The following is a 13,161-nucleotide window of genomic DNA, read 5'->3' as shown; positions in this document are numbered from 1 at the left end:
TAATGTTTCCTTTACTTTCTAAAGGATAAATGTTCCTTCGTAAAAAAATGTGGTATGATAACTATGATTTTTTATTGTTTAGAAGAGTTTTTGAGGATGGATGAATAAATTGAAAAATAATGAAATCAAAGTAAGAAGTACTCTCGTAACTAAAGAGTACGATCTGTATAAGAAAAAATCAGATAAAATAAAAGCGCTGTTTAAATTTTATCACCGAAATGTTCCTCGCTTTTGGGCATTAAAAGGGGTAAATTTTGAAGTAAAAGCAGGCGAATCTGTCGGGATTATCGGAATTAATGGTTCTGGTAAATCAACGTTATCTAACGTGATTAGTGGGATTATTCCACCGACATCTGGAACCATGGAAGTGAATGGTGAAACATCGATTATTTCGATTGGTGCTGGATTGAAATTTCAATTAACAGGAATGGAAAATATTCGTTTGAAAGCCTTAATGTCAGGAATGACTAATAAAGAAATTGATGAGAAGCTAGATGACATCATCGCTTTTGCGGATTTAGGTGATTTTATCAATCAACCAGTTAAAAGTTATTCTAGTGGGATGCGTTCTCGTTTAGGGTTTGCGATTGCTGTTCATAATAACCCTGACATTTTAGTTATTGATGAAGCATTGTCTGTAGGAGACGAAACCTTTTATCAAAAATGTGTTGATAAAATTATGGAATTTAAAGAGCAAGGCAAAACAATTTTCTTTGTAAGCCATGCGTTAGGGCAAGTTGAAAAATTATGTGACAAAACTATTTGGATGCATTATGGTGATTTACGCATGTTTGGACCAACCAATGAAGTGATGAAAGAATATCGTCAATTTATCGATTGGTTTAAAAAACAACCCAAAGCAGAACAAAAGAAATATCAAGATGATCAAAAAGAAGCCCAGAAAGCCTTTGACTTGGAAGAGTTAACTCAACGTGTGGCACAAGGTGATGCCGAATTAAAATCGCAGCAACTTTCTGCAAAAATTATCGATAAAAATTTAAAACGTACACCTTTAGGAGAGAAAATGACCGTAGGAACAAAGCTGTTATTGACTGGAACAATTCTAGCAACGATGTTTTGTACCCTGGTATCATTTAGCGAACGTTCATTGAGTTATTCAATCGGACATCCTATAGAGGTTATAACCAGTATTTTTAAATAATAGAAATAAATTGATTACTCAATTTAGATAGAAAAGGAAGAGTTTTGTGAAAGAAATTGTCGCTGTTATTAAAGAACAGTTCCAACATATGGGCATGATTTTTCGTATGTCTCGCTATGAAGACAAAGCGACTTATCAAAGCCATTATTTGGGTCTAGCATGGCAAATTTTGAATCCTGTGATTCAAATTGGTATTTATTATCTGGTGTTCGGTGTAGGTGTTAACCAAGGAAGAGAAATTTCCGGCGTCCCATTTATTGTCTGGATGTTAATTGGGATCACCGTATGGTTTTATGTCAATTCATCCATTTTAGGTGCTTCAAATAGTATCCATCGCCAAGTCGGTATGGTGGCTAAAATGAAGTTTCCAGTGAGTGTCTTGCCAACAATTAATATTGTAAGTAATTTGTCGTCGTATTTTCCAATGCTGGCTATCGTAATTGTGACGGTTTTAGGTTTTGGAGGAACACCGTCATTGTATTGGTTACAATACATTTATTACTTTTTCTGTATGTTTGTCTTTTTATTTGCCTTTGGTTTATTAAATGCAACGATTACAGTTTTAATTCGTGACTATCATATTTTCTTACAATCGGTGTTACGTTTACTATTTTATGTTTCTGGACCAATTTGGGATATTCAAAATAGAAACTTACCGCCTGTATTAGTGAAAGTTTTACGAATTAATCCCATTTATTATATTATTGAAGGCTTTAGAGATACCTTCTTAAATCGTGCTTGGTTTTGGGAAAAAACGACGTATGGCTTTATTTTCTGGGGCATGGTATTGATTCTACTCATCTTGGGCAGCCATTTACACATGAAATTCCGTGCAAAATTTGTAGATTATATTTAAGGAGATGGGGTTCCATTTCCTTTTCATTTATGTTTCAGAATTGTTAAGTTTATGTAATAAAACTATTGTAATATTGATACAAATTCTAAATTGTGGCAAAATTTAAACGGTTGCTCTATTAGAAAGAGGTGCAGGATGCGTTTATATCAAAAAATAGTTATAGGAATTTTAGGCATATTAGCTGCAATTGTCATTGGATTCACGATTTATGGCATGCGAGCGTTTGATGACATTAATGATGTCATTGATAATATTAGTCAAGCTGCCAATCGAAAGACCAAAAAACGAGACATAGCAGTAAGTATTGAGGATCGAGATCCTTTTTCAATTCTTTTATTAGGGATTGACACAGGAGCACTTGGTCGAACTGACCAAGGCCGTTCAGACAGTATGATGGTGGTAACAGTCAACCCTGAGAAAAAAGAGTCCACAATTGTTAGTTTAGATCGTGATATTTTGGCTGATATGTTAGATGGTGTAACGTTTGATAAGTTGAACCACGCTTATGCATACGGCGGTGTAGAACTTGCAATGGATGCCGTAGAAAAATTATTAGATATTCCTATTGACCATTATGTCACAATCAACATGCAGGGCATGCGTGATTTAATTGATGCAGTCGGTGGGATTGAAGTAAATAATAAAATTGATTTTACTTTAGAAAAAGTTCACGTTCCTGCAGGGAAGATTACCTTGGATGGGAAAACAGGATTAGCGTATGCGCGTATGCGTTATGATGATCCAGATGGTGACATTGGTCGCCAACGTCGTCAACGTGAAGTTGTGACAAAAATTGTTCAAAAAGTATTAAGTTTAGATGGTGTTAGTAACTATCAAGAAATTTTAAAAGCTGTAGAGAAAAATTCTAAGACTGATTTAACTTGGAATGATATGTTAGATATCGCAACCAACTATTATCCAGCCTTTAATACGATTAAGCAACATCAATTAGAAGGTAACGGACAAATGATCAATGATGTGTATTATCAAATTTTAGGTATCACTGAGTTATTGAATGTCCAAAATATATTGAAAGAACAGTTGGAATTACCAACAAGTAAAACGCTTGAGATTGATTCACAGTTCCAATATTCTTACAATGGGTATATTGGCAATCAATTTTATGATGATTCTGTAGATGGTGTCGATCATACTTCTGTTGCTGATCCTGAAGATGAACCTTATTATAATGATACAGATGTAGAAGAAACAATAGAAGTAGCATATTAAGAAAGCTAAAAGCGGCTCGCGATGAGTCGCTTTTTTTAGTTGTCCACAAATGAGCGGACAGTCTGTAATGTTTCACGTGCAAATGCTTATTTATAAGAAAAAAACAGAGGATTTAAACATTCTGTGAAACAAATGGGTATTTTGTAAAAAATATTGGTTTTTCCATAAGTATCGCGTTTTTCTCTTTTTTTAATTTTTTTTTTTGGTAAAATAAGACAGTAGCTTGAGTATGGAAGGAATGTCATCATGCAGAAATTTAAAAAGAACTTCTCTGGAAATGCCAATCGGAAATCACATGTTCCTTTTCGATTAAATTTATTATTTTTTGTTATCTTTACATTATTTGTGATCTTAATTGCACAATTAGGACATTTACAAATTATAAACAGCAATCATCTTGAACAACAATTAAAAGCTTCTTCCGTTATTACTATTCAAGGAAGTACCCCTCGAGGAATGATTTATGACGCTTCAGGTGAAGCCTTAGTCGAAAATAAAGCGAATGCGGCGATTACTTTTACACGTGGCATTGAAATGACTGCCAATGATTTATTAGATATTGCGACGCGTTTAAATGAATTAATTGATATTGAAGCCGAGGATTCATTGACCAAACGAGATTTAAAAGATTTTTGGTTAGCAGATAAAGAACATTTAAATGAGGCAAGAGACCGATTAACTGCTAAGGAAAAACTTGCAGGTACTTCAAAAGAATATGATTTTTTAGTTGAAAAAGTTACCGATGATGAAATCAAATTTGATGATGAGCAATTAAAAGTGGCGACTTTATTTAAACGTTTGAATAGCGCACAACAATTAAAAACAGTTTTTATAAAGAACCAAGATGTCACCGACAAAGAATTAGCTTTGGTTTCTGAACGTGTCCAAGAACTACCTGGAGTATCAACAGGGACAGACTGGACAAGATCGTTACGGACAGCAAACAATTCATTGAAAAGTGTGATTGGTCGAGTGTCGACAGAAGGATTACAAGCAGAAAATGCGGAAGAATATTTAGCAAAAGGTTACGCGCTCAACGACCGAGTTGGTACAAGCTTTTTGGAAAAGCAATATGAAGATGTTCTTCAAGGTGTGAAATCACAGCAAGAAGTGAAAATCAGTAATGATGGTACCATCGAAAGTCAAAAAGAACTTTCACCTGGAGAAAAAGGCGATAATTTAGTATTAACAATTGATACAGCTTTCCAAGCCAAAGTAGACGAGTTGGTTAAAAATCTGTATCAAAATTTAATTGATACAAAAGTAGCAGAATACTCTCCAGGAATTTATGTGGTAGCAATGAATCCTAAGACGGGTGGGATTATGGCTATGTCGGGTTATCATCATGACATTGAAACCAATGAATTAACTGAAAATGCAATTGGCACGTATCAAGCAGCATTTGAACCCGGATCTGTGATGAAAGCTGCAACGATTACTGCGGGTTGGGAAAATGGTGTGATTAAAGGAAATGAGGTCATTTATGATCAACCAATTTATTTGCCAGGAAGTACCAAAGCCTCTATTTTTAATAAATTAGGGTACAACAACCGTAATTTGAATGTTGTTCAAGCTCTTGAATTATCTTCCAACTCTTATATGATTCAAATTGCTCTTCGTTTAATGGATATTGATTACAAAGGGGGCGATTTGTATATCCCTGGTGTCACAAGCCAAGAAGACGTTTATAAAAAACTACGTGATGCTATGGGCTCATATGGATTAGGCGTAGAGACGGGCATTGATTTACCAAATGAAGAAACTGGATTACGACCAAGTGTGTCTAGTCTATCAGATGAAAACAATGATGCAGGGAAAGTGCTAGACTTAGCTTTTGGCCAGTTTGATACGTATACAGCCATGCAACTTGCCCAATATGTTTCAACCGTAGCGAATGGTGGCAAGCGTATGCAACCACATTTAGTATCAGGTATCTATGGCAATGACCAAAATGGGAATTTAGGTGAGTTAAAGAAAGAAATTGCGTCGACTGTTTTAAATGAAATTGATATTCCGGAATCAGATATGAAATTACTGCAAGAAGGTTTTTATCAAGTCGTTCATGGAAATGATCCTTATACCACTGCACGCTCATTAACGGCAGCTAAGATGGATGTAGCTGCTAAAACAGGAACGGCTGAACGTGTAATCTATGTTAATGGTAAAGCAATTGATGTGGACAACTTGAACATGGTTGCGTATGGACCGTATGCAGATCCTGAAATTGCTGTATCTGTAGTCATTCCGCAATTAAAAGGAGAAAATCGTGGCACACCCAATCTTGACTTAACACGTCAAATTATGGATGCTTATTATGATTTATATCTAGCAGAATAATCCAAAAGATAGACACTTGTTCGGGTGTCTATCTTTTTTATGTCATTGAAAGAAAACAACGAAAGTTATTGACAAATAGTTAGGTACCGAACTATAATAGTTCTTGGATAAATGTTAGGTACCTAAATAAATAGAGAGAGTTAAAAAGATTATACCCAAATAGCCTAGTTTCGGGATTATTTGTGAAAAATTGTTTCTTTCTGTTCGTGAAAACAAGAGGTATAAAGTATAATAAATTAGATGTAAAACTTAAGGAAAGAAGATGGTACAATGGAATTTATTGAACTACTGATTATCATTGCATTAACGATTACTTTTTCCAACGTTTTAAGTAAAGTGATGCCAACAATCCCAATTTTTTTCGCCCAAATTTTTCTAGGAATTATCTTAGGGATGTCGAAATACGGGCATGAAATTACGTTTGAGCCAGAGATTTTCTTAGTCATGATTATTGCGCCGCTCTTATTTAGAGAAGGCGAAGAAGCGAATATTTCTTCGATTGCTAAGAATTTTTCAACTATTTTATTTTTAGCTTTCGGAGGTGTTATCTTAACGTTATTAGCAGTAGGATTTACTCTCCACACATTTTTCCCAACCATTCCCCTTGCGGCTTGTCTTGCATTTGGGGCGGCATTAGGTCCGACTGATGCAGTTGCAGTGGGTTCATTGTCAAAAAAACTCAAAATGCCAGATAAAGTAATCAACATTTTAAATGGTGAAGGCTTATTAAATGATGCGTCAGGTGTAACAGCATTTCAATTTGCAGTAGCGGCATTATTAACAGGAACATTTTCTGTTGTGAATGCATCAGTTACTTTGTTTTTATCTAGTATTGGCGGAGCTTTAGTCGGTTTAGTTGTCGTTTGGATAAAAAACCGAATTCTTCACTTCATTGAGCAGGCAGCGGCAAAAGATGTTATTAGTTACTTGTTAATTGAACTATTATTGCCGTTTGTAGTCTACGTAATTGCTGAAATTATTGGTGTATCAGGCATTATTGCGGCAGTGGTAGCAGGTGTTTTACAATCAAAAAGTCATCATCGCATCACATTATTTGATGCACAGCTAGCAAATGTTTCTGAGAATATTTGGAGTACGATTGGTTTTACACTAAATGCGCTCGTCTTTTTATTTTTAGGAATTGAGTTATCAGAAGTTATTTCACCAGTTTGGACAGACCGTACGTATTCAAATGGCTGGTTGTTGATGATTGTTCTGTTGATTACAGTGGTTGTTTTCTTAGTTCGTTTCTTATTTGTACGTGGTTTTTATTTAATCAAAGAATATAAGGCGACAGAAAAGACGACATTCCGCGAAATTTTATTGTTAACTTTTGGTGGTGTCAAAGGAACGGTCAGCTTGGCGGCAATCTTTATTTTGCCATTATCTGTAAATGGTGTGGCATTTGAACAACGAGCTTTATTGCTCTTTTTAACTGCGTGTGTGATCTTCGTCAGTTTAACAATGGGCATGTTAATTTTACCGCTCTTATCTGACGGTGAATATGAAAAACCAATTGACTTAAAAGAATTAGAAGTCTTAAATAAGGTGATTAAACATATGCAACATAAGCTAGCCAATAACCACCTTTCTGAAGAAGAAGAAACCGCCATCGAAGCGGTTATTGATCAGTATCGGATGCGTATTTGGGAAATCACAACAGAAGGAATGACGGAGACCGATCAGAAAAAAGTGCAAGAATTACAAGCATGGATGCTAACGATTGAACAACAAGGATTAGATGAAATGTATCAAAAAGGTGAAATTAGTCATACTAGTTATGTTATTTATAATCGTTTGTTAGATCGGTATGAGTTTGCTAATCAAAAGAAATTTTTATCTTTTATTAGTTTATGGTTATTAATTGGTCGTCGATTGTTACGGATTTTGTTACATCCAAAACGTTTCTGGCGCCTAAAACGTGAACATGATTTTCCGAAAAATTCTAAAATTAATGTGCATGAATTGAAATACATTTATGATGCCAATAGTTTACGTATACATCAACGATTAGAAGCAAAAGAAGAAAATGTCAGCAAAACAGTTTTATCATTTTTAGCTGGTCGTCGAGAAATGTTGTTAAAACGGATGTATCATCGTAACGTATTGTCGATGGTTTCCATTGAAAAAAGTCCAATTTATGAACGCGAATTATTAAACGGTTATACATTTGAGCGTCGCACAATTGATGAATACGAACGTGAGGATAAAATTTCTTCTTTATCAGCGAATACGTATCGACAAAAAGTAAATTTATTGGAGTCATTTGCGATTAGTAAAAATCTGCATTAGAGATATCATGCAGTATTCGAAAGATTCGAACGATAAGAGAAAAAGCCTAGCTTTTTCATTTATCGTTCGAGTCTTTTTGACTTTTATTTATGCCGTCATAGTTCCATGATTTATGTTACAATAACGAAAGGAAATGGAGGGGATTCTGTGAAGGAATTAAAAGTCAGTGAGTTGACAAAAACTTACGGAGAAAAAACGCTTTTTGATCAGATTTCCTTTTTAATTCATGCGCGTGATCGTATTGGATTAATCGGAGTAAATGGAACTGGAAAAACCAGTTTATTAGCAATTTTGTCAGGTAAAGATAGTGGCGATGGTGACCGTCAACAGGTGTTTTATCCAAGTGATTATCGCATTGGTTATTTGTCACAAGATACCGTTTTTGATACGACACAAACGGTTTTAGAAGCTGTCTTCCAAGGCGAAAGTGAACAGTTAAAAACTGTCAAACGCTATGAGCAAGCTTTATTACAATTAGAAATAGATGGTTCAGATGTTAAGGCACAAAAAGAATACACCTTAGCCGAAGAAGCGATGAATGAAAAAGATGCGTGGTTAACAGATACTAATGCAAAAATTATTTTGCAAAAACTTGGTATCCATCAGTTAGACAAAAGTGTCAGTGAATTATCTGGGGGTCAGCAAAAACGAGTTGGTTTAGCACAAGTGTTAATTGATGAACCTGATTTGTTGTTATTGGATGAGCCAACCAACCACTTAGACTATGAAGCGATTCAATGGTTAGAAGGATATTTGAACCAATACCGTGGCGCATTATTAATGGTTACCCATGATCGTTATTTTTTAGATCGTGTGACAAATCGTATTTTTGAATTGTCTTTTGGGAAATTATACGAATACCAAGGAAATTATGAAGCCTATGTCTTAGCACGCGCTGAACGTGAGCGTGTTGAAAGTGAACAAGAACAAAAACGTCAGCAATTATATAAACAGGAATTGTCTTGGATGCGTGCAGGTGTCAAAGCGAGAACGACAAAACAACAAGCACGGATCAATCGTTTTGACGAATTAAAAGAAAATCTTCATCAAGTGAAAACCAATGGAGAAGTTGAGATTGATATTGCAACCAAACGCTTAGGCAAAAAAGTGCTTGAAATTAAAGAGGGCGTTTATCATGTTGGAGAGCAATTGATTTTAGATAACTTTAATTTGTTGATTCAATCAAAAGAACGTTTAGGTATTACAGGAGAAAATGGTGCAGGAAAATCGACATTATTAAATATTCTAGCGAGTCGCTTACCTTTAGAACAAGGTGAATTAATCGTCGGTGAAACGGTTCGTTTGGCTTATTATACGCAACAAAATGAAGCCATGGATAGTGAACAACGCATGATTGCTTATCTGCAAGAAGCAGCTGAAGAAGTAAAACGTAGTGATGGTACACAAATTAGCGTGGCCGAGATGTTGGAACGCTTTTTATTTCCACGTTTTATGCATGGAACTAAAATTGGTAAACTATCTGGTGGAGAAAAGCGGCGCTTATATTTATTGAAATTATTAATTGGTCAGCCCAATGTCTTGTTATTGGATGAACCAACGAATGATTTAGATATTGATACATTAACCATCCTAGAAGATTATTTGCAGTCATTCCCGGGTGCGGTCATTACCGTGTCACATGACCGTTATTTCTTAGATAAAGTTGCTGAAAAGTTACTTGTCTTTCAAGGAGCGGGCAAAATTGAGACTTATTTTGGTTCAATCAATGATTATTTAGTCGAACAACCAAAAGAAGTAACCATAAAAAGTAAACCAGTAGAAAAACAACCTGAACAAAAAGTGAAGAAAAAACTCAGTTATATGGAGAAAAAAGAATGGGAAACCATTGAAGAAGATATTGCCGAATTAGAGGAAAAAATGGCGCACTATTCGGAAGAAATGAATCATCAAGGAGATAATTTTACAAAGTTACAAGAATTGCAAACAGCACTCACCGAAACGGAAACATTGTTAGATGAAAAAATGGAACGTTGGGCATATTTGAGTGAGTTAGCAGACGAGTAGGAGGAACATCAATGGAACAAGCATACCTTGATTTAGGTAGAAAAATTCTTGAAGAAGGCAATCAGAAAGGCGATCGCACAGGGACTGGAACGAAGAGCATTTTCGGTCATCAAATGCGTTTTGATTTGAGTCAAGGTTTTCCTTTATTAACCACAAAACGAGTGCCGTTTGGTCTCATCAAAAGTGAACTTTTATGGTTTCTAAAGGGAGATACCAATATTCGTTATTTACTACAACACAACAATCATATTTGGGATGAATGGGCATTTGACCGTTATGTCAAAAGTGCAGATTATCAAGGTCCCGATATGACTGACTTTGGTCGCCGTTGTTTAGTCGATGAAGCATTTAACGAGGTGTATCAAAAAGAATTGGCAATGTTTTGTCAAAAAATTGTTGAAGATGAGACTTTTGCTAAACAATATGGCGATTTAGGAAAAGTGTATGGTTACCAATGGCGTCATTGGGAAACAGCTAATGGCGGGTTTATCGATCAAATTCAAGATGTGGTGGAAATGATTAAAACGACACCAGATTCAAGACGTTTGATTGTTTCCGCTTGGAACCCAGAAGATGTTCCAACGATGGCTTTACCACCTTGCCATACGATGTTTCAATTTTATGTAAATGATGGTAAATTAAGTTGCCAGTTGTATCAACGTAGTGCAGACGTCTTTTTGGGCGTACCTTTTAATATCGCAAGTTATGCGTTGTTAACTCATTTAATTGCGCATGAAACAGGTCTAGCTGTTGGTGAATTTGTGCATACATTAGGCGATGCTCATTTATATAATAATCATTTTGAACAGATGAAAGAACAACTTACTCGAGAGGTGCGATCAGCGCCAAAGTTACATTTAAATCAAGAAAAACAATCGATTTTTGATTTTGAAATGACAGATATTACCCTTGAAGGATACAATCCACATCCAACAATTAAAGCACCGATTGCAGTGTAAAGGAAAGAAGGAACGTACATGTTAGTAGCTCTTTGGGCACAAGATAAAAATGGTCTAATTGGAAAAGATAATCAATTGCCATGGCATTTACCAGCAGATTTAAAATTTTTTAAAGAAACCACAATTGGTAAAACCATTGTAATGGGCCGAAAAACATTTGAAGGAATGGGAAAACGTGTCTTGCCAAATCGCCAAACAATCGTTTTAACTCGTGATGAAAATTATCAAAGTGATGGGGTTCTCGTGATGCATACTGTCGAAGAAGTACTAGATTATGCAAATAAGGTGAACCATCCCGTCTATATTATTGGTGGTGCTTTAATTTTTAAGGACTATTTACCTTATTGTGACGAACTATTATGTACACTGATTGATGAAGAATTTGACGGAGATATCTACATGCCTACTATTGATTGGTCACAATGGCAACTTGTGCAAACAACAGAAGGTATCGTTGATGAAAAAAATAGATACGCACATCGTTATCAAACCTTTGCTCGTAAGTAAAAAGCAGCAGTTCGTTTAGTGAACTGCTGCTTTTTTATGTGAAAAACAATACTGAAAAATACATCAGTCCGGCACCTAACATGACAAACAAATGCCAAACTACATGCATGAAGCGGACATTTTTTAAGCTATAAAATAAAGCACCCACTGTATAAGAAACGCCACCGCTAGCTAATAAAATGGTTCCCCAAAGCCCTAAAGAATGAGTCAATGGTTGAAATGCGAGCAAACACAACCATCCCATCATAATATAGATAATTGTAGAAATTTTTGATACTGTTTCTTGTTTGTGAAGCGTGATTGATTTATAAACAATGCCACTAATGGCTAACAACCAAATAGCCCCAAATAATGTCCAGCCTAACCATCCACGAATGCTTAATAAACAAAATGGTGTATAGCTACCTGCAATCAATAAAAAAATAGAGGCATGGTCAAAGACTTGAAAGACTTTTTTCGCTCTTGTAAAAATTAAACTGTGAAATAGTGTGGAAAATAAAAATAACAAAATCATCATGGAACCGTAAATAGCATAAGAAACAATATACATAGGTGATCCTAAGTGGGCACCTTTGACCAATAAGATGACTAAACCTGCAATACTGAGCCCGAATCCGACACCGTGTGTGATAGCATTTAAGACCTCATTCACGATAAGATATTTTCGAGTAAATTTAGATGTTTCCATAAACGCCTTCCTCTTTTCATTTGGAAATTAGTTAAGTTAGATGAAAAATCAATTTTTGTCTGTTATACTAAAGACAAGAAATGGTTCAATAGTATTCTAACATGAAATAGGACCAGTGTTAAAGAGAGAGTGAAAGAAGAATGGGAAATCTTAAGATAGTTACTGATTCATCTTGTACAATGAAAAAAAGTGTAAGAGATCAGTTGAATATTCATGTAGTGCCATTATCCGTGATGATTGATGGTGTGGTGTATCGCGATGACGATCAACTACCTGGAGAAAAATTCATGGAAATGATGTCAACTTCCAAAGAATTACCAAAAACAAGTCAACCACCAATTGGTGAATTTGCAGAGTTATATGATGAATTAGGAAAAGACGGTAGTGAAATTTTATCGATTCATATGACAAAAGCATTGAGTGGAACTGTTGAAGCAGCGAGACAAGCTGGTAATCTTTCAAAAAGTAAAGTAACTGTTGTTGAAACAGATATGACAGACCAAGGACTATCTTTTGCAGTGATTCGAGCAGCGGAATTAGCACAAGAAGGTAAGACATTAGACGAAGTTTTACCAGTTGTTAAAAATATTTTAAGTAATACAAAATTATTTATTGGCTTATCGACATTGGAAAATTTAGTAAAAGGTGGTCGAATTAGTCGTGCAAAAGGCATGCTTTCTAGCTTTTTAAACATGCGTGTCATCATGGAATTGAAAAATTCTGAATTGGTGCCAGTTGTTAAAGGCCGTGGTGCAAAGACATTCAATAAATGGTTTGAAGAACTAAAAAATGAACTAAAAAATAATCCCGCCGTCAAACAAATTGGGATTTCTTACGCGGGTGGATTAGAGCAGTCAGAAAAATTCAAACGTGAACTTCAAGAAATATTCCCTAAAATGGATATTTGTTTACTTCACACGACACCAATTATTGCAACGCATACCGGTGAAGGCGCCTTTGCGGTTATGTATTATACGGAATAGTTACAAGAAGCATCTTTTTAGGTGCTTTTTTTGTTTAAAAATCGTTTATCAAAAGAACGCTTAGTATGTTTTTTCGTTATTTTCTGCTAAAATAGCAGAGAAATCAGAAGAGGAAGGGGCAC

Annotated in this window: 10 protein-coding genes; 9 read left to right on the top strand and 1 reads right to left on the bottom strand. The window is 35.3% G+C overall.

The genetic code is table 11. The features are described from left to right. Positions 1 to 100: 100 nt before the first annotated feature. The 8 genes from PYW32_RS08365 (at position 101) to PYW32_RS08330 (ending at position 11,368) form a co-directional block, all read left to right on the top strand. Complete coding sequence (locus tag PYW32_RS08365; RefSeq protein WP_016174757.1) at positions 101 to 1,162, top strand: ABC transporter ATP-binding protein; 1,062 nt, start codon at positions 101 to 103, stop codon at positions 1,160 to 1,162. Positions 1,163 to 1,208: 46 nt separating this feature from the next. Next, the gene (locus tag PYW32_RS08360) at positions 1,209 to 2,018 is read left to right on the top strand and encodes an ABC transporter permease (RefSeq protein ID WP_016174758.1); all 810 of its coding nucleotides are present in this window, start codon (positions 1,209 to 1,211) and stop codon (positions 2,016 to 2,018) included. Positions 2,019 to 2,153: 135 nt separating this feature from the next. Beyond that, positions 2,154 to 3,248: an LCP family glycopolymer transferase gene (locus PYW32_RS08355; protein WP_016174759.1), complete on the top strand. Its 1,095-nt coding sequence runs from the start codon at positions 2,154 to 2,156 to the stop codon at positions 3,246 to 3,248. A gap of 246 nt (positions 3,249 to 3,494) precedes the next feature. Further along, complete coding sequence (locus PYW32_RS08350) at positions 3,495 to 5,585, top strand: peptidoglycan D,D-transpeptidase FtsI family protein (RefSeq protein WP_016174760.1); 2,091 nt, start codon at positions 3,495 to 3,497, stop codon at positions 5,583 to 5,585. 270 nt (positions 5,586 to 5,855) lie between these two features. Continuing rightward, positions 5,856 to 7,877 carry a cation:proton antiporter gene (locus PYW32_RS08345; protein ID WP_016174761.1) on the top strand — a complete coding sequence of 674 codons (2,022 nt, stop codon included), beginning with the start codon at positions 5,856 to 5,858 and terminating at the stop codon, positions 7,875 to 7,877. Positions 7,878 to 8,024: 147 nt separating this feature from the next. Further along, on the top strand, positions 8,025 to 9,902 hold the full coding sequence (locus PYW32_RS08340; protein ID WP_016174762.1) for an ABC-F family ATP-binding cassette domain-containing protein: 1,878 nt from the start codon (positions 8,025 to 8,027) through the stop codon (positions 9,900 to 9,902). 11 nt (positions 9,903 to 9,913) lie between these two features. Next, positions 9,914 to 10,861 carry a thymidylate synthase gene (locus PYW32_RS08335; RefSeq protein WP_016174763.1) on the top strand — a complete coding sequence of 316 codons (948 nt, stop codon included), beginning with the start codon at positions 9,914 to 9,916 and terminating at the stop codon, positions 10,859 to 10,861. 18 nt (positions 10,862 to 10,879) lie between these two features. Next, positions 10,880 to 11,368 carry a dihydrofolate reductase gene (locus PYW32_RS08330; protein WP_016174764.1) on the top strand — a complete coding sequence of 163 codons (489 nt, stop codon included), beginning with the start codon at positions 10,880 to 10,882 and terminating at the stop codon, positions 11,366 to 11,368. Between the two features lie 34 nt (positions 11,369 to 11,402). Here the strand turns inward: PYW32_RS08330 and trhA are convergent, their stop codons facing one another. Next, a complete protein-coding gene (gene trhA / locus PYW32_RS08325) occupies positions 11,403 to 12,056 on the bottom strand; it encodes a PAQR family membrane homeostasis protein TrhA (protein ID WP_016174765.1) in 654 nt (217 codons plus the stop codon). A 140-nt stretch (positions 12,057 to 12,196) separates the two neighbouring features. On the opposite strand from trhA, the gene PYW32_RS08320 reads away from it, so the two are divergent. Continuing rightward, on the top strand, positions 12,197 to 13,039 hold the full coding sequence (locus PYW32_RS08320) for a DegV family protein (protein WP_016174766.1): 843 nt from the start codon (positions 12,197 to 12,199) through the stop codon (positions 13,037 to 13,039). The last annotated feature ends 122 nt before the right edge of the window (positions 13,040 to 13,161 follow it).

Source organism: Enterococcus saccharolyticus subsp. saccharolyticus, assembly GCF_029023825.1.
Lineage (GTDB): Bacteria > Bacillota > Bacilli > Lactobacillales > Enterococcaceae > Enterococcus_F > Enterococcus_F saccharolyticus.
This window is presented reverse-complemented; position numbering and strand designations above follow the sequence as displayed.

Bases quoted from the DNA above. Each gene is read 5' to 3' on its own strand.
- PYW32_RS08330 (WP_016174764.1), top strand. From the start codon at position 10,880: ATGTTAGTAGCTCTTTGGGCACAAGATAAAAATGGTCTAATTGGAAAA.
- PYW32_RS08350 (WP_016174760.1), top strand. From the start codon at position 3,495: ATGCAGAAATTTAAAAAGAACTTCTCTGGAAATGCCAATCGGAAATCA.
- PYW32_RS08355 (WP_016174759.1), top strand. From the start codon at position 2,154: ATGCGTTTATATCAAAAAATAGTTATAGGAATTTTAGGCATATTAGCT.
- PYW32_RS08365 (WP_016174757.1), top strand. From the start codon at position 101: ATGAATAAATTGAAAAATAATGAAATCAAAGTAAGAAGTACTCTCGTA.
- PYW32_RS08345 (WP_016174761.1), top strand. From the start codon at position 5,856: ATGGAATTTATTGAACTACTGATTATCATTGCATTAACGATTACTTTT.
- trhA (WP_016174765.1), bottom strand. From the start codon at position 12,056: ATGGAAACATCTAAATTTACTCGAAAATATCTTATCGTGAATGAGGTC.
- PYW32_RS08335 (WP_016174763.1), top strand. From the start codon at position 9,914: ATGGAACAAGCATACCTTGATTTAGGTAGAAAAATTCTTGAAGAAGGC.
- PYW32_RS08320 (WP_016174766.1), top strand. From the start codon at position 12,197: ATGGGAAATCTTAAGATAGTTACTGATTCATCTTGTACAATGAAAAAA.